The organism is Streptomyces sp. NPDC006711, assembly GCF_042869775.1.
GTDB lineage: Bacteria > Actinomycetota > Actinomycetes > Streptomycetales > Streptomycetaceae > Streptomyces.
The window spans coordinates 161,641-178,474 of record NZ_JBIAGO010000002.1 but is presented as its reverse complement, the minus strand read 5'-3'; the positions used below and the strand labels follow the sequence as shown (position 1 = coordinate 178,474).

Sequence of the window (16,834 nt, the reverse complement as noted above, 5' to 3'; positions counted from 1 at the left end):
GTCGGAGAGCCACCCGACGCGGGAGCACCCGACGCCGAACCACCCGACGCCGAACCACCCGCCCCAGGGCCGCCCGACGGAAGGCCGCGTCACTCCGTGAGCCAGACGTACGCCGTGGTGGCCGTGGCCACCGTCGTGCTCGCCACCGTCCTCGTCGGCGGGTTCGGGCTGCGCCTGTCGCGCACCACATCCGACTTCTACGTCGCCTCGCGCACGGTGGGCCCCGGCCTCAACGCGGCCGCCATCAGCGGCGAATACCTCTCCGCCGCCTCCTTCCTCGGCATCGCGGGACTCGTCCTCGTCCAGGGCCCCGACATGCTCTGGTACCCGGTCGGCTACACCGCCGGCTATCTGGTGCTGCTCCTCTTCGTCGCGGCCCCCCTGCGCCGCTCGGGCGCTTACACCCTGCCCGACTTCGCCGAGGGGCGGCTCGAATCGCAGGCCGTGCGCCGCCTGGTGAGCGTGTTCGTGGTGGGCGCGGGATGGCTGTATCTCGTACCCCAACTCCAGGGAGCCGGGCTGACGTTGAAGATCCTGACCGGCGCGCCCAGCTGGCTCGGGCCGGTGCTCGTCGCCGCTGTCGTGGTCCTGGCGGTCGCCGCCGGAGGCATGCGTTCCATCACCTTCGTCCAGGCCTTCCAGTACTGGCTCAAGCTGACCGCGCTGCTCGTCCCGGTGTTCTTCCTGGTCATCGCCTGGCGTGGCGACGGCGCGCCGCGCCCCGTCTACGGCGAACCGGCCGCGCTGCGCCAGCAGCAGACCGTGCGCGTCGGCGATCCGCTCGCACTGCGCCTGACCGAACCGCTGCGCGTCCACGTCAACGGCGTGGTGGACGGCCGCCGTCACGACGGCGATCCGCTCACGCTCGGCGCGGGCGAGCACCGTGTGGAGGCCGGCACCCGGCTCGGCCTCGACGCCAAGGCGCGCGTCCCCGGCAGCGCCGCCCGCGCCGGCCACCCGCTGTACGCGACGTACGGGCTCATCGTGGCGACGTTCCTCGGCACCATGGGCCTGCCCCATGTCGTCGTCCGCTTCTACACCAGCCCCCAGGGCCGCGAGGCCCGGCGGGCCACCGTCGTGGTGCTCGCCCTGATCGGCGCGTTCTATCTGCTGCCCCCCGTCTACGGCGCGCTCGGCCGGCTCTACACCCCCGAACTCGCGCTCACCGGTGACGCCGACGCGGCGGTGCTCCTGCTGCCGGGGCGTCTTGTCGGGGGCCCGGGCGGCGATCTGCTGGGCGCCCTGGTCGCGGGCGGCGCCTTCGCCGCGTTCCTGTCCACCGCTTCCGGCCTGACCATGGCGGTCGCCGGCGTCCTGACCCAGGACGTGCTGCCCGCCCGGGGCGTGCGCCACTTCCGCCTCGCGACCCCGCTCGCCATCCTGGTGCCGCTGCTCGGGGCGCTCCTGGTGAGCGGGCTGCCGGTCGCCGACGCCGTCGGCATGGCGTTCGCGGTGTCGGCCTCCTCCTTCTGCCCCCTGCTCGTGCTCGGCATCTGGTGGCGGGGGCTGACCCCGCCGGGCGCGGCCGCCGGGCTGCTCCTGGGCGGCGGCTCCGCGCTGCTGGCCGTGGCCGCCACCGTTCTAGGAGCGGTACCGCCAGGACCCGCGCGCACCCTGCTCGCCTGGCCCGCGGTGTGGTCGGTGCCGGTCGGCTTCCTCACCATGGCCGGGGTGTCGCTCGCGACGCCGGGCCGGATCCCGGCGGGCACCAACGCCGCCATGGCCCGCCTCCACCTGCCCGAGGCGCTGGTCCGCCGGGGGGTGAGCCGGTGACCCTGGCCGCCCTGCTCTTCCTCGGCCCCCTCCTGGCCGCCGCCGGATTCCTGCTCGGCCGCCGCAGCGCGCGCCGCGCCCGCACCAGCGACGTCGGCACCCCCGTCGAGCACGCCACCTTCGAAACGCTGCACACCGCCTCGCTCGCCGCGCCACCGCTGCGTGCCGGGCTGAGCGCGGAGGCCGCCCGCAAGTCGGCCCGGGGCCTGCGCTCGCTGCTCGGCACCGACGCGCTCTGTCTCACCGACCGCGACACCATCCTCACCTGGGACGGCGCGGGGGAGCAGCACCACAGCGCCCAAGTGATGGACCAGGTACGGGCGTTGCTCGACACCGGACGCGACAAGGCGTTCGCGCTGTCCTGCGCGGACGCCGGGCCCGACTGCCCGCTGCGCTGGGCCGTGGCCGTCCCGCTGAGGGTGGACGACCGGGTGCTCGGCGCGCTCGTCGCCTACGCGCCCCGCGAGTCGGCGGTCCTGGCGCGGGCGGCGGGCGAGGTCGGCCGCTGGGTCTCGGTCCAGCTGGAACTGGCCGAACTCGACCGTTCCCGTACCCGTCTGATCGAGGCCGAGATCAAGGCGCTGCGGGCCCAGATCTCCCCGCACTTCATCTTCAACTCCCTCGCCGCGATCGCCTCGTTCGTACGCACCGACCCCGAACGGGCCCGCGAACTCCTCCTGGAATTCGCCGACTTCACCCGCTACTCCTTTCGCAGGCACGGCGACTTCACCACGCTCGCCGAAGAGCTGCACTGCGTCGACCAGTACCTCGCGCTGGTCAGGGCCCGCTTCGGCGACCGCCTTTCGGTCACCCTCCAGGTGGCGCCCGAGGTCCTGCCGGTCGCCCTGCCCTTCCTGTGTCTGCAACCCCTGGTGGAGAACGCCGTCAAGCACGGCGTCGAGGGCGCGTCCGCGGACCCCCGGGGCCCCCGGCCCGCGCGGGAGCGGGAGGCGCCTCTGCACATCACCATCAGCGCCCTGGACGCGGGCAACGAGGCCGAGGTCGTCATCGAGGACGACGGCGCCGGCATGGACCCCGAGCACCTGCGCCGCGTCCTGCGCGGCGATGGCGGGCCCTCGGGCGGCATCGGCCTGCTCAACGTCGACGAACGCCTGCGCCAGGTGTACGGGGACACCTACGGTCTCGTCATCGAGACCGGCGTCGGCGCGGGCATGAAGGTCACCGCCCGCCTCCCCAAATACCGCGCCGGAGTGCACAGCTGACGCCAGTGCCCAGTTGACGCCAGTGCTCAGCTGACGTACGCGTATAGCTGACGTACCGTCAGAACAGATGGATGGCCAAGTGCCCGAGCGGCAGGCCAAGTTCCCAGGCGGGCGTCCACACCCGGGGCTCGTCCTCCTCGCGCTCGCGGGGGTCGACGCCGCCGGGCACCACCGCGTCCAGGTCCGTCGCGAGGAGTTCGGTCTCCTCCAGCCAGCGCCAGGCGGCCCGCGCCAGCGCCAGATCGGGCCCCGTCTCCTGATCCCGGGCGCGCAGCCGCCCGCGCACCCAGCGCCGCCACGGGCCCCCGGCCGCGGTGAGTGAGCTCCACTCCTCCAGACGGGCCACCACCCGCGCCCCGCCGACCGCCCCGTCGGACAGGAAGATCGTCAGGGCGAGCGCATGGCGCCCGGCCCGGAACTCCAGTGTCGTCGGCGGCATCAAGTCGCCGGTACGCAGCAATTCATCGGCGATGTACTCCGCGTACATCCACGCCATCGGCACCACCAGTTCGTCACCACTGGTCCCGCTACTTCCCTCCGGACGCATCCTGTCTCGCCTCTTTCATCGACCGTCCCGGCGCTCCCGGGGAGCTCCAGGGAGCATTGAACCGGGGGCGCGTGCCCGCCGTGGCCAGAAGGGCAGGATCCGTCACACGACCCGAGGTGCTCATGCATGTGCGGCAGCTGCTCGGCGCCTATGTCCTCGGCGCGCTCGCGCCCGGCGACGACCGCGCCGTCGCCGCGCATCTGCGCCGCTGCGCGCCGTGCCGGGGCGCCTACGCGGAGGTCGCCGAGGCGTCCTCGCTGCTCGCCCTGCTCACCGAGGCGGACCTGGAATGCGACGGGGAGAGCCCTTCGGGGCCCGACGCACAATAGCCGGGCAGCATCCGGGCCAGCGCGCGCAGGGCGTAGTACGAACGGGACTTGACGGTCCCGGGCGCCACACCGAGCACGTCGGCCGCCTCGTTCACACTCAGGCCGCGGAAATACAACTGCACCAGGACCGCCCGGTGTTGAGGTGTGAGCGACCTCACGGCCATCCGGACGTCGAGGACCGCCGCGCACCGCTCGGCGGGATCGTCGCCCGGGGCGGGCCGCGACAGCAGCACCTCGTCGCCGACCTCGGCGGGCCGCGCGAGGCGGCTGCGCCGGGCGTCGATGGCCAGGCGCCGCGCCACCGTGAACAGCCAGGGCCGCATCGAGCCGTACGGCGCGTCGAACGCCTCCGGGTGCTGCCAGGCCCGCAGCAGGGTCTCCTGGACCAGGTCCTCGGCCCGCTGGCGGTCCCCGTAGGTGAGCCCCAGCAGGAACCGCAGCAGCGCGGGACCGTGTGCGCGCTGGAGTTCGGCCAGATCCCGCTCGCGGGTGTGGCGCCGTATCTCCGTGACCACCGTCGCCACCGCGCACGCCCTTTCCCCGAATCCGTGGACCGCTCCGTATCCGAGCGCGTCCGGACGAAGCGGGACAAGGGCGCCGCCGCACGCTGCGACGAGCGGTCGAACCGAGCGGCGAGTGGTGCGCCGAACGGCGCACGGCACACGGACGGGCGACACACTCGTGCGTCCGTTCCAGCGATCTTCAGTCGTATCACCGGCTTTTCGGCTTGACCGGCCGGTTCTCGCGGGGGTGAATTTCGGACACATGTCCCCACGCGTCCGTCGGCCGCGCCCACGACCGGCCCCGACCGCGCTCCGCCCCGCTCGTGCCCGCCCCTCGCCCGATGGAGCCCCGCCGATGCACCAGCCGACCCGGCGCACCCGACGAAGCGCGGCGGCCGTCGCGGTCCTCCTGCTCGCGGTTACGACAGGGTGCGGCGGCGGACCGAAGGCCCCGCCCCGCCAGGACGCCCGGCGCTCCCCGGCCTCGGGCGCCGCGAGCGCCCTACGCCCCTTCACCCTGGTCGCCACCGGCGACGTACTGCCCCACGACTCGACCATCGAGCGGGCCAAGTCCGACGCGGCGAACGGGAGTTACGACTTCCGACCGATGCTCGCCGGGGTCAAGCCGGTCATCTCCCGCGCGGACCTGGCGATCTGCCACATGGAGACGGTGTACGGCCCGGACGAGGGCCCCTTCACTGGCTACCCCGCCTTCACCTCGCCGCCGCAGGTGGCCGCAGCGCTCAAGGACACCGGGTACGACTCCTGCTCGACGGCCTCCAACCACAGCCTGGACGACGGCGCCGCCGGTGTGGCCCGCACGCTGAAGGCGTTCGACAAGGCGGGCCTCTCGCACACGGGCTCCGGCCGCACCGCGCGGGAGTCGGCGCGGCCCGCGCTGCTGCGGGCGGGCGGCGCACGGATCGCCCAGCTCGCCTACACCTACGACACCAACGGCTACCCCATGCCCCCCGGCCAGCCGTGGGCGGTCCACCTCATCGACCAGAAGAAGATCATCGCGGACGCCCGGGCGGCCCGCGCGGCGGGCGCCGACGTCGTGGTGGTCAGCATCCACTGGGGCACCGAATGGCAGACCGAACCGGACGAGCGACAGCTCACCCTCGGCAGGGCGCTCACCGCGTCGAGGTCCGGCGGCCGCCCCGACATCGACCTGATCCTCGGCACCCACGCGCACATCCCGCAGGCGTACGAGAAGGTCAACGGGGTCTGGATCGTGTACGGGGAGGGCGACCAGATCGCGGGGGAGATGTTCAACGAGACCGGGGAGCGCGACGAGCGGGGCAACATGAGCTCGATCGCCCGCTTCACCTTCGCCCCGCCGCGCAAGCCCGGGGCGCGCTGGGAGGTCAGCAAAGCCGAGTTCATCCCCCAGTGGATCGACGTCGACCGGGGCCGCGTCCTGAACCTGCCCGAGGCGCTGGCCGCGTCACCCGGTCGTGAGGACTACGCCGAGACCGAGGACGAGATCCGCACCGCGGTCCTGAGCCGGGGCGCGGCGAAGGACGGCCTGACGATGTCCCACTGACCGGGCCCGGCCGGACCGGCACCGCGGCTACGGCACCACGGTGACCGGCCAGCGGCCCGCCTTCACCAGGCGCACCGCCACCGACCCGATGATGCGGTGCCCCGCCGACTCCGACGCGCCGACCACCACCGCGTCCGCCGTGAGCTCGTCGGCCGCGGTCACCAGGCCGGAGTAGGGATCGCCGCGGAAGGTGTGGAACTCCCAGCGCACGTCCCAGATGCCCCGCACCCGCTCCGCCGTCTGCCTGATCTCGGCGGCCAGGCCCTCGGCGATCTCGCCGGTCGTGTCGGCGACCGGCGCGCCGAGCGCCGCGCCCGCCGGCAGCACGGGCTGGACGTAGACGAGGGCGAGCAGGGCGTTCTGGCGCCGGGCCAGACCACTGGCGTACGCCGCGGCTCTGAGGGAGGAGTCCGAGCCGTCGACGCCTGCGACGATCACCTTGGGACCGTCGGTGCCGCGTTCGAAGCGCTGGGACTCGGGGTGGGGCTGGGGCCGCTGCTCTGTCACGCCCCGAGGCTAACGGGCCGGGCGGCGCTTCCGACAGGCGGCCCGGCCCCGGCCTCCCTAGAGTGCTGAGCATGACTGTCAGCGAGACGGCGCCGATGCCGTCCCGGACCGGCTTTCGGGGGCGCGTACCGGAAGCGTTCGCGATGTTCTTCGGGGCGCTCGGCCTGTTCTGCGCCGTCATCGCCCTGATCCCCGCGCTGCGCAGGCTGCTCCACCCCGTCTCCTGGTTCCTGGACCGGGTCACGGTGCCGGTCAGCGCCAACCTCGCGTACGCCGTCTTCCTGCTGCTGCTCGCCGCCGCGATCGGCGCCCGCAAGAAGGTCGCCTGGTGGCTGGTCGTCGTCTATCTGGGGCTGCTGTTCCTCCTCGACGTGCTCCTGATCTCCGTCACCGAATGGGCGTGGATCCCCAACGGTGTCTTCTGCGCCTTCGTCCTCGCCGTCCTGATCCTGGCCCGCAAGCAGTTCTACGCGCAGACCCGCAAGGGCGCCTTCCGCCGGGCGGTGGGGGTGCTGTGCCTCGGGCTCGCGGTGGGCGTCCTGGTGGGCTGGGGCCTGGTGGAGCTGTTCCCCGACACCCTGCCGCGCGGCCAGCGGCTGCTGTGGGCCACCAACCGCGTCTTCGGCGGCCTCGCGTCCAGCGGCCAGTTCGACGGGAGCCCGCCCCGGCCCCTGTACTTCCTCCTCGGCCTGTTCGGCGCCATCGCCCTGCTCACCGCCGCCTCCACGCTCTTCAGGTCCCAGCGGATGGAGGCCGCCCTCCACGGCGACGAGGAGCCCCGCATCCGGGCGCTGCTCGGCGCGTACGGCCGCCAGGACTCGCTCGGCTACTTCGCCACCCGCCGCGACAAGGCCGTGGTCTTCTCGCCCAACGGCAAGGCCGCCGTGACCTACCGGGTCGAGGCGGGCGTGGCCCTCGCCAGCGGCGACCCCGTCGGCGACACCGGCGCCTGGGGGCCGGCCATCGACGCCTGGCTCGACATCGCCCGCAAGTACGCCTGGGCGCCCGCCGTGATGGGCGCCTCCGTGGACGGCGCGACCGCCTACGCCCGGCACGGGCTCGGAGCCATCCAGCTCGGCGACGAGGCGATCTTGAACGTCGCCAAGTTCGACCTCGACGGTCGCGACATGCGCGTCACCCGTCAGGCCGTGCGCCGGGTCGCGCGCAGTGGCGCCACCACGCGCGTGAGGCGCCACTCGGCGCTCACCGACGAGGAGATGCAGCAGATCATCGACCGCGCCGACGCCTGGCGCGACACCGAGACCGAGCGCGGCTTCTCCATGGCGCTGGACCGGCTCGGCGATCCCGCCGACGGCGACTGCCTGCTCGTCGAGGCCTTCGACGCCGACGGCCGTCTGATCGCGCTGCTGTCCTTCGTGCCCTGGGGCAACGACGGCATCTCGCTCGACCTGATGCGGCGCGACCGCAGCGCGCCCAACGGCGTCATGGAGTTCATGGTGGCCGAACTGTGCGCCACCGTCGGCAAGTTGGGCGTGCGCCGGATCTCGCTCAACTTCGCGGTGTTCCGCTCGGCCTTCGAGGAGGGCGCCCGCATCGGCGCGGGCCCCGTACTGCGGCTGTGGCGCCGGCTGCTGCTCTTCTTCTCCAAATGGTGGCAGCTCGAAGCCCTCTACCGCTCCAATGTGAAGTACCACCCGCAGTGGTTCCCGCGCTTCTTGTGCTACGGCGACGCGGGCTCGCTCGCCCGCGTCGGCCTCGCCTCCGGCATCGCCGAGGGCTTCGTCTCCGTACCGAGCCTGCGCAAGCTCTGGGGCAAGGGCCACCACCGGGGCGTCACCACGCCGGTCACCACGGCGGGCCTGCCCTCCATCGAAGCGCTCGGCCTGGCCGGACCCGGCACGCGACAGGTGACGGAGCGTCAACTTCCCGACCAGGTAAGGGTGCGCCACCGCAAGCTGGAGCGGCTGCGGTCGGAGGGGAGCGACCCCTACCCCGTCGTCATCACGGCCCGCACGCACACCCTGGCCGGCCTCAGGGCCGAGGGCGAGGGCGCGGCCGCCACCGTGGCCGGGCGCGTCATGGCCGTACGCGACTTCGGCGGCGTCGTCTTCGCCGTCCTGCGCGACTGGTCCGGCGACCTCCAAATGGTCCTCACCCGCGAAGGCGCCGGCGCACCCGTCCTGGACCGGTTCACCCACGACGTCGACCTCGGCGACCACATCAGCGCGAGCGGCACCACCGCCCGTACGGACAAGGGCGAGTTCTCCCTCTTCGCCACCGGCTGGCAGATGACCGCCAAATGCCTGCGCCCCCTGCCCGACAAGCGGCGCGGCCTTGCCGACCCCGAGGCCCGGGTGCGCCGGCGCTACCTCGACCTGGTGACCGCCCCCGAGGCCCGCGAGGTCGTCAGGGCCCGCTCCACCGCCGTCCAGGCCCTGCGCCAGGGCCTGCTGGAGCGCGGCTATCTGGAGGTCGAGACGCCGATGCTCCAGCAGATCCACGGCGGCGCCAACGCCCGCCCCTTCACCACCCACATCAACGCCTACGACCTCGACCTGTACTTGCGCATCGCGCCCGAGCTGTACCTCAAACGGCTCTGCGTCGGCGGCGTCGAGAAGGTCTTCGAGATGGGCCGCACCTTCCGCAACGAAGGCGTCTCCTACAAGCACAACCCCGAGTTCACGATGCTGGAGGCCTACCAGGCGTACGCCGACTACGACGTGATGCTCGACCTCACCCGCGAGCTGATCCAGGGCGCCGCCACCGCCGCCTTCGGCTCCCCGATCGCCCGCAAGCAGGGCCCCGACGGCAAGGTCGTCGAGTACGACATCTCCGGGCCCTGGCCCGTCAAGACGCTGTACGGGGCCGTGTCGGAGGCCCTGGGCGAGGAGATCGACGCCGACACCGGTGAGGGGAAGCTGCGCCGGCTCTGCGACCGGGCCGGAGTGCCGCACACCCCGGACGCCACACGCGGCGACGTCGTCCTCGAAATGTATGAGCGGCTGGTCGAGGAGAGGACCCAGCTGCCCACCTTCTACAAGGACTTCCCCACCGAGGTCTCCCCGCTGACCCGCCAGCACCGCACCGACCCCAGGCTCGCCGAACGCTGGGACCTCGTCGCCTTCGGCACCGAACTGGGCACCGCCTACTCGGAGTTGACCGACCCGGTCGAGCAGCGCCGCAGACTGACCGCGCAGTCGCTGCTCGCGGCGGGCGGCGACCCGGAGGCGATGGAGATCGACGAGGACTTCCTGGACGCGCTCGAATACGCGATGCCGCCCACCGGTGGCCTCGGCATCGGCGTGGACCGGCTCGTCATGTTCCTCACCGGCCTCACCATCCGCGAGACCCTGCCCTTCCCGCTGGTGCGCCGCACCTGAGCGTGCCCGGGCGGCGCCGTACACGAGGGGCCGCACGAGCAGTACCGCCGGATGACTCCATTCGTGCCGGTGTGGCGGGAGTGCTGACGTTTCGCGGGCCCCGCCACGGCCGGAGCGGCCTAATGTGCCGCCATGACGAACAAAAGACGTATGTCATGAAAAAGGATCAGATGGTCCCCAGTCGGCGGACACTGCTCCGCATCACCGCCTGTCTCGGCGCCGCCGCGGCGGTACGCCTGCTCACGCCCGAGGACGCACCGGCCCCGGCCCCCGCGCCCCGGGCCGCCCCCGCAGGCGGCCCCCCGGCCGCCGCCGCGGCCCGTCCACGCGCCAGCGCGTACCGCCTGGAGCCCATGACGGCCTACACGCCGCCGCGCTACCACACCGCGCTGCCGCCGGTGCGCACCAGACCGTTTCTGAGCATGCCCCAGCTGGGGGAGCGCTCGATGGTGCTCACGTTCGACGACGGGCCCGACCCGCGCTACACCCCCGGCATCCTCAAGACCCTGCGCGAGCACGACGTGCGCGCGGTGTTCTTCCTGTGCGGCGAGATGGCGACCGACAACCGGGACCTGCTGCGCGAGATGCGGGACGACGGGCACGTCATCGGCAACCACACCTGGACCCACCCCCAGCTCAACCTGACGGCCCCCGCCGCGATCCGCTCCGAGATCGGCCGCACCAGCGAGGTCATCGAGCAGGCCACCGGCGAGGCGCCGCAGTGGTTCCGCGCGCCGTACGGGGCGTGGAACCGCAACGTGTTCGAGATCCAGGCCGAGATGGGCATGGAACCGCTCGCCTGGACCGTCGACACCCTGGACTGGACCACCCCCGGCACCGCCGCCATCATCCGCCGGGTCCTGGACGGCGCGGCGCCCGGCGTCGTGGTGCTTTCGCACGACGCGGGCGGCGACCGCTCGCAGAGCGTGGCGGCGCTGCGCACCTATCTGCCCCAACTCCTGTCCCAGGGTTATGCGTTGAAGGTTCCACCGCGCCGCAGGTGAAGGCCCGGGCGGCCGCCACGAGGGCGCCGCCCGGCCGCCGGGGCCCACGTGCCGGCTCTACTTGACGGACACGAGGCGGGCGAAGGCCACGACGTTCCCGTCGTACCCCCGGGCCCGCGAGAAGCCCCCGCCGCAGGTGATCACCCGCAGCTCCGGGTGCCCGGTGTCGCCGTACACCCGGGCGCCCGGGAAGGTCTCCTTGGAGAAGACCTCGACGCCGTACACCTCGAACACCGCGGTGCGGCCGTCGAAGCGGGTCACGTCGATGTGGTTGCCCTTCTGGAGCGAGCCGAGCCCGTAGAAGACGGCCGGGCCCTTCATGTTGTCGACGTGGCCGACGATCACCGATGTGCCGCGCATGCCCGGGGCCACGCCGTTCTGGTACCAGCCGGCCAGGTTCGGGTCCTGCGGCGGGGGCGCCTGCACCCAGCCCTGGGCGTCGGTGCCGACGTCCATCAGCGGCGCGTCCACGTTGATCGCCTCGATCCGCACCCGGGAGGCCGGGGCGAAGGGGAGCGGTTCAACCGTGTCCGCCGCCGCGGGCGCCGGGCCGCCGCTCCTGGAACTGCTGGCCGGCGCCGCCGCCGCGGCCGGCTGCGGCGGGCCCATCGTCACATCCGCGCCGTTCTTCATCAGCGCGATGCCGGTCAGCATCACCAGGGCCAGAGCCCCCCACGGGGAACGCCTGCGACGCTCCATGCCGCTGTCTTCATGCGCCATCGTCTCTTCGTCAACTCCTTCGCCGTCCACCCTCAGCGCGCCTTCGAGCACCGTAAGGGCGCCCCGGCCGCCCGGCGATCGGAGGGCGGCGAACGGGTGCACGTCCAGCGGGCCTGACCCATCCGGGTAACGCCGCGCCGAAAATGATCTGACGCCCTGTGACCTGCGGGTCCGTCAGATCCCGGGGCCGAACGGGGGTCACGCGGTTCACCAGGGTGGATGAGCGCCGAAATGCGGCTTGTATGACCGGCGGCGAGGGTTCGACATGGGAGGCGTACTCGTCGATCATCCCGGGGCACGGCTCCGGGGCGTCCTCCCATGGAGGTTCAACGATGCGTGCTTCACGCGCTCTCACGGTGGCGCTCGCGGCCGGGGCCGCGATCGCCTTCGCCGCCCCGGTGGCCGTCGCAGGGGGCCCGTCGTCCGGCGGTCCGACCAGTGTCGAAGTCGACCCCTCCGCGGTCCACCAGGGCGCCACCCTCAGGATCACCGCAAGGGGCTGCCAGAACGGCGGCAGAGTCAGCTCGAACGCCTTCGACGAGGTCCACCTGTCGTCGGGCGACGTCAACTACGCGACCGCCCGGATCCACGACCACACGACGCCCGGCACCTACAGCCTCGCGGTCAAGTGCAACGACAACGACCGCGTGGCGACGCGCAGTTTCCGCGTCCTCGAAGGCCGGGGCGCCGACGGCGGACTCGGCGGCGCCGCGGGCCCGACCGACACCGAGATGGCGGTCGGCGGCGCGCTCGCCGGTACGGCCGCGATCGGCGGCACGCTGTTCGTCGCCCGCCGCCGGCGCATGGGCGTAGGGGTCTGACCGGACGAACCTCCCGGAAGGATCCCGCGGCCCCTCGCCCCCGAGTCCTGGCCAGGACTCGGGGGCGAGGGGTTTTTGGGTGCCGCGCCCACGGGGCCTTGAGCGTCGCGGGCGCTCAGTGCCGCCGTCCGGTGGAGCGCCGGCGCAGCACGTAGAAGGCGCCGCCGCCGGCCAGCGCGATCAGGCAGGCGCCGACCGTGAGTTGGACCGTGTCGAGCTCGCCGCCCGCGCTGCCGCCGAGCCCGCCTCTGACGCCGAGCGGGGAGGTGATGGTGGGCCGGACGGTCGGACGCACGGTCGGTCGCACGGTGGAGCTGGTGGTCGGCGCGCCGCCTGCGATCGTGAGCTGCGTGGTGGCGCGCACGCTGTCGCAGGAGAACGTCACGGTGTAGGAGGCGCCCCGTCTGGCGCCCGGGTCGACCGTCGCGTTCCTCGAACTGTCCTTGGGGATGATCACGGTGTCGAAGACACCGGAGGAGGCGGTGGCGTCGCCCGAGCAGCCGATGGCGTTGAGGGTGACCTGGCCGCCGGGCGCGATCACCGACGGGGTCACGCTGAAGGCGGGCGGCGCGGGGGTGGCGGCGACGGCGGTGGACGGAGCGAGCGCCAGCGCGCCGGCGCCGATGAGTGCGGCGGATGCGATGCGTATCGCGCCCATGGTCGGTCCTCCGGTCCCCGAGGAGCACTGCGGAACCTGATTCCACATGGGGGGTGATGCACCTCGATGCCCGAAACGCTAGGAGGCGACCCGGTGTGTCGCGATCGCTGTCCGGCGAATGGGGCATCGAGGTCCCCCGCCCGGCCGAGCGGGTCCGTCACCGACGGGTCAGCCGATGCCGGGGAACAGATCGAGGAAGGGCCCCGCCGTGGCCGAGATGCCCCGTCCGAAGGGGGCGTCGAAATCCCAGATCAAGAAGAGCAGGAACGCGATCAGGGCACTGAAGAGCCCGGCCAGGAGCATTTCCCGCCAGCTGCGCCTGATCTTCAGGGTGAAGATCAGGCCGACGGTGACGAGCGCCCCGATGATCAGGCCGAACCAGACGACCCCGGGCATGGTGGCCCCGGCCCCCTGGCCTCGGGCGGTGCGGGCGGCGTCCACGGCGCCCACCTGGTCGACCAGCGGCTGGTAGGCCTGATTCTCGTAGTCGTTCGCGGGGTGATAGTCCGTCACGTCGCGGCGGATCGTCTCCAGCTTCTGCGCGCTCTCGTCGGTGAGGTCGCCGTGCTTGGCCATGTGGTTCCACTCGGTGTGCACCACATAGGAGGCGTACGCCTCGACGTCGGCCCGCGTCTTGTCGCGCACCGGCGCGGGGTACACCTGGACGCGCTGGCTGATCTCGTGCAGCGCCTGCGCCTCCTGCTGCACATCGGACTGCGCGGCCCCGCGCCCCTCCCAGACGCCCGCGATGGCGAGGCCGAGGACGATGGCGTACACCACGCCGATCATCATCGTCATGTACTCGATGACGTCCGGGGTGTCGGAGCGGTCGTCGTTGTCCGGGTCGACCCGGCGGTTGCTGAACAGAGTGATGGTGAGCACGACCGCACATGCGGCGGCCATCGCGATGGCCAGGACGAGCCAGTCGGACAAGGGGGGCCTCTCAGAAAATGCGGGGCTCAGCGCGAGCGGGAGCCGGAGCGGGTGCGCAGCAGGGCCGCGCCGAGCACGGCGGGCGCGGTGATGAGCAGCGTCAGGGTGACGGGGGAGAGCTGGGGCGCGGCCTTCATGCGCGGCGGCATCCGGTAGGCACGCGGGGTCAGCCGGTGCGGGGCCGGCGGCCCCGGGCGCGGCACCGCGGAGGGCGCGGGCGGAGCCGGTGGCACGGCCGGCGCCGATGGTGGCGCGGGGGGAGCCGCAGGTGCGGGCGTGGCCGGCCGGTGGACCACCGGGGGCGGGGCGGGGGCGGGCGGCGCGGGGCGCGGCGGCGTGGGCCGGGGCGCGGGCGGTGCCGGAGGCGGGGGCGGGGTCACGGGCGGCGGAGGCGTGGGCACCCGGGTGGGCGAGGGCCTGGGGTGGCGCGGCCAGGGCGGGAAGGGGCAGTGGGCGTGGCCCGAGCCCGCGACCGCCCAGGGCGAGCCGCCCGCACTGCCCTGCGAGACGGAGGCGTACGCACAGGCGTCGGCCCGCGCGGCCGGTGCCGGTGCGGCCAGGAGCACGGTGAAGGCCATGGCGGCGAACAGCCGCCCGGCTGGGTGTCGTCCTTGCACTCGGTGATCATCGGGCCATCGGGGCCCGCTCCGTGGGGGTGGCGGACCGATTCGCCTGATGGAAGGAGTTACCGGCTCTCCCCGGTCGCCACGTTGACCGGCTGTTCGGGTTCGTCGCGAAAATTTCCGGCCCCGCGTTGAGCACACCACCGCCCGCCGCCCGTACTCAAGGCCATCAACCGGTGCCACCGGCGCCCCAACAGCCTTACGAACAACAGGAGTTGACATGACCACCTGGCGCAGCGCGGCGCTCGCGGCAGCGGCGGCAGCAGTACTGGCACTGACCGCGACGGCCTGCGGCCAGGACAAGGGCAGCGCCTACGGCAGCGGCGGCGGACAGCCGGTCGCCAACGCGGGCAGCGCCACGGCCTCCGCGGGCGACGGCTACGGATCGGCCGGCGCCTACGGGCAGGCGGGCGGCGCGGTGTCCGCCGCCAAGCAGGCCGGGCAGCTGACCGTCACCGACACCAAGGACCTCGGCAAGGTCGTCACCGACAACGCCGGGTTCACCCTCTACCGCTTCGACAAGGACACCGCGAGTCCCCCCGCCTCCCGGTGCGACGGCGACTGCGCCAAGACCTGGCCGGCGGTGCCCGCCGACGGCGTCACCGCCGCGCCCGGCACCGGCCAGTCCGAACTCGGCTCGCTCACCCGCGCCGACGGGACCAAACAGCTCACCATCGGGGGCTGGCCTATGTACCGCTACGCCAAGGACACCAACCCGGGCGACACCAACGGGCAGAACGTGGGCGGCACTTGGCACGCGGCGGCGCCCGACGGCAAGAAGGCGTCGGCCGCGGCGCCTGCCGCGTCGGCCGCGGCGCCCCCAGCGTCACCGGCCGCGTCCCAGGACCTGCCCGGTCTCTCGGTCCGCAAGGACCCCACGCTCGGCGACGTCATCGTGGACGCCAAGGGCATGACGGTCTACCGGTTCAAGAAGGACTCCGCCTGGCCCATGAAGTCGGCCTGCGTCGACGCCTGTCTGCGGAAGTGGCCGGCGGTGGCGCCGGTGGAGAAGAAGAACACCAAGGGCATCGCCCTCAAAGGCTTCGTGACCTTCGACCGGCCCGACGGCGTCAAGCAGCAGTCCATCACCTGCTGGCCCGTCTACACCTTCTCCGGCGACACCAAGCCCGGCGACACCAACGGCCAGGGCATGGGCGGCACCTGGTACGCCGTGTCGCCCGAAGGCAAGCTCGTCGCAGCGCCCAAGTAGCCCTGGGCTCCCCCGCGTCGGCGCTCGTCCGCCCGGCACCGCGACCCCCCGCGCGGTGCCGGGCCTCCGCGTGTGTCCACCCACCGGTACGCTTGCGCCGGTCGCCAGGGCTGCCCGTACGATGTGGCGCACATGCCCTGGGCCTGTGACCAAGAACGGACGAGCATTTTCCGTTTTTACTCGCTCTCCCGGCGGACGATCAGTAGCCTCAGGCGCAAACAATGGTCATGGTCATGGCCTCCTGCGGCGACTTGTTGGAGACATTGATGGAGCGTCCCGCCTGGGCCCCCCAGGGCATCGACATCTCGGTGCCGAGCGTGTCCCGCATATACGACTACTACCTGGGCGGTTCGCACAATTTCGAGGTGGACCGGGAAGCCGCGCGCGAGGCCATGCGGTTCATGCCGGGGCTCCCCAAGGTCATGCAGGCCAACCGCGCTTTCATGCGCCGCGCCGTACGCTTCGCCGTAGCTGAGGGAATCACGCAATTCCTCGACATCGGATCCGGCATCCCGACCTTCGGGAACGTGCACGAAGTCGCCCAGGCCGCCAGCCCCGAGGCCCGCGTCCTCTACGTCGACCACGACTCGGTCGCCGTCGCCCACAGCCGCGCCGTCCTGGAGGGCAACGACCTCGCCGGGATAGTCGCCGCCGACCTGCGCAAGCCGCACGACATCCTGGGCGCCCCCGAACTGGGCCAACTCATCGACCTGTCACGGCCGGTGGCGGTGCTCCTGGTCGCGGTCCTGCACTTCGTCGAGGACCAGGACGACCCGCGCGCCGCGGTCGCAGCGCTGCGCGACGCGCTGGCCCCCGGCAGCCTCCTCGTTCTCACCCACGCCTCCTACGAGGGCATCCCGCTCAGCGAGGAGGAGGCCGGCGGCACGGTGGGCGTGTACCGCGACATCAAGAGCCCGCTGGTCATGCGCTCGCGTGAAGAGATCGCGACATTCTTCGACGGGTTCGACGTGGTGGAACCCGGGCTCGTCTCGATGCCGCTGTGGCGCCCGGAGAACGAGATGGACCAGGAAGATCCGTACGCCTTCTCCGGCTATGCCGGCGTGGGGCGCAAAGCGTGAGCACCCCGCCCCACGCG

17 protein-coding genes are annotated in these 16,834 nt (G+C 72.8%); 10 read left to right on the top strand and 7 right to left on the bottom strand.

The genetic code is table 11. The annotated features are described in order from the left end of the window. Positions 1-96: 96 nt before the first annotated feature. Both ACFYM2_RS04865 and ACFYM2_RS04860 read left to right on the top strand, forming a co-directional pair. A complete protein-coding gene (locus ACFYM2_RS04865) occupies positions 97-1,773 on the top strand; it encodes a cation acetate symporter (protein ID WP_388833373.1) in 1,677 nt (558 codons plus the stop codon). Next, entirely contained in the window at positions 1,770-2,996 is a 1,227-nt protein-coding gene (locus ACFYM2_RS04860; RefSeq protein WP_388833370.1) for a sensor histidine kinase, read from the top strand. Before ACFYM2_RS04865 ends, ACFYM2_RS04860 begins: the two co-directional genes overlap by 4 nt. Positions 2,997-3,054: 58 nt before the next feature. Here the strand turns inward: ACFYM2_RS04860 and ACFYM2_RS04855 are convergent, their stop codons facing one another. After that, entirely contained in the window at positions 3,055-3,543 is a 489-nt protein-coding gene (locus tag ACFYM2_RS04855; protein WP_358996381.1) for a hypothetical protein, read from the bottom strand. 122 nt (positions 3,544-3,665) lie between these two features. Here ACFYM2_RS04855 and ACFYM2_RS04850 point away from each other — a divergent pair, with 122 nt between their 5' ends. Beyond that, positions 3,666-3,872, top strand: coding sequence for a zf-HC2 domain-containing protein (locus ACFYM2_RS04850; RefSeq protein WP_358996378.1), 207 nt, complete (start codon positions 3,666-3,668; stop codon positions 3,870-3,872). Here ACFYM2_RS04850 and ACFYM2_RS04845 read toward each other — a convergent pair. Then, positions 3,773-4,396, bottom strand: coding sequence for a sigma-70 family RNA polymerase sigma factor (locus tag ACFYM2_RS04845; RefSeq protein ID WP_358996375.1), 624 nt, complete (start codon positions 4,394-4,396; stop codon positions 3,773-3,775). The two genes, ACFYM2_RS04850 and ACFYM2_RS04845, sit on opposite strands and share 100 nt — an antisense overlap. Before the next feature lie 334 nt (positions 4,397-4,730). On the opposite strand from ACFYM2_RS04845, the gene ACFYM2_RS04840 reads away from it, so the two are divergent. After that, positions 4,731-5,921 carry a CapA family protein gene (locus ACFYM2_RS04840; protein WP_388833367.1) on the top strand — a complete coding sequence of 397 codons (1,191 nt, stop codon included), beginning with the start codon at positions 4,731-4,733 and terminating at the stop codon, positions 5,919-5,921. Between the two features lie 27 nt (positions 5,922-5,948). On the opposite strand, the gene ACFYM2_RS04835 is transcribed toward ACFYM2_RS04840, so the two are convergent. Continuing rightward, positions 5,949-6,428, bottom strand: a complete 480-nt coding sequence (locus ACFYM2_RS04835; RefSeq protein ID WP_358996371.1) for a universal stress protein — start codon at positions 6,426-6,428, stop codon at positions 5,949-5,951. Positions 6,429-6,499: 71 nt separating this feature from the next. Here ACFYM2_RS04835 and lysX point away from each other — a divergent pair, with 71 nt between their 5' ends. After that, positions 6,500-9,769 (top strand): bifunctional lysylphosphatidylglycerol synthetase/lysine--tRNA ligase LysX, encoded by a 3,270-nt coding sequence (gene lysX, locus ACFYM2_RS04830; RefSeq protein ID WP_388833364.1) that lies wholly within the window; start codon positions 6,500-6,502, stop codon positions 9,767-9,769. Positions 9,770-9,924: 155 nt separating this feature from the next. Next, entirely contained in the window at positions 9,925-10,773 is an 849-nt protein-coding gene (locus ACFYM2_RS04825) for a polysaccharide deacetylase family protein (RefSeq protein WP_358996365.1), read from the top strand. 57 nt (positions 10,774-10,830) lie between these two features. On the opposite strand, the gene ACFYM2_RS04820 is transcribed toward ACFYM2_RS04825, so the two are convergent. After that, positions 10,831-11,493, bottom strand: a complete 663-nt coding sequence (locus tag ACFYM2_RS04820) for a class F sortase (RefSeq protein WP_388833361.1) — start codon at positions 11,491-11,493, stop codon at positions 10,831-10,833. Between ACFYM2_RS04820 and ACFYM2_RS04815 the strand changes: the two genes are divergently transcribed. Further along, complete coding sequence (locus ACFYM2_RS04815; RefSeq protein ID WP_358996359.1) at positions 11,485-11,610, top strand: hypothetical protein; 126 nt, start codon at positions 11,485-11,487, stop codon at positions 11,608-11,610. The genes ACFYM2_RS04820 and ACFYM2_RS04815 overlap by 9 nt on opposite strands. 215 nt (positions 11,611-11,825) lie before the next feature. Beyond that, the gene (locus ACFYM2_RS04810; protein ID WP_358996356.1) at positions 11,826-12,314 is read left to right on the top strand and encodes a hypothetical protein; all 489 of its coding nucleotides are present in this window, start codon (positions 11,826-11,828) and stop codon (positions 12,312-12,314) included. A gap of 115 nt (positions 12,315-12,429) precedes the next feature. Here ACFYM2_RS04810 and ACFYM2_RS04805 read toward each other — a convergent pair whose 3' ends face one another. The 3 genes from ACFYM2_RS04805 to ACFYM2_RS04795 all read right to left on the bottom strand — a co-directional run bounded on the left by ACFYM2_RS04805 (position 12,430) and on the right by ACFYM2_RS04795 (position 14,522). Beyond that, a complete protein-coding gene (locus ACFYM2_RS04805) occupies positions 12,430-12,972 on the bottom strand; it encodes a hypothetical protein (RefSeq protein WP_358996354.1) in 543 nt (180 codons plus the stop codon). Between the two features lie 168 nt (positions 12,973-13,140). After that, positions 13,141-13,905 (bottom strand): hypothetical protein, encoded by a 765-nt coding sequence (locus tag ACFYM2_RS04800; protein WP_358996351.1) that lies wholly within the window; start codon positions 13,903-13,905, stop codon positions 13,141-13,143. Positions 13,906-13,931: 26 nt separating this feature from the next. Then, positions 13,932-14,522 (bottom strand): hypothetical protein, encoded by a 591-nt coding sequence (locus tag ACFYM2_RS04795; protein ID WP_388833357.1) that lies wholly within the window; start codon positions 14,520-14,522, stop codon positions 13,932-13,934. A 226-nt stretch (positions 14,523-14,748) separates the two neighbouring features. On the opposite strand from ACFYM2_RS04795, the gene ACFYM2_RS04790 reads away from it, so the two are divergent. Further along, positions 14,749-15,738, top strand: coding sequence for an SCO0930 family lipoprotein (locus ACFYM2_RS04790; RefSeq protein WP_388833354.1), 990 nt, complete (start codon positions 14,749-14,751; stop codon positions 15,736-15,738). Positions 15,739-16,004: 266 nt separating this feature from the next. Continuing rightward, entirely contained in the window at positions 16,005-16,817 is an 813-nt protein-coding gene (locus ACFYM2_RS04785; RefSeq protein WP_358996342.1) for an SAM-dependent methyltransferase, read from the top strand. Positions 16,818-16,834 lie beyond the last annotated feature (17 nt).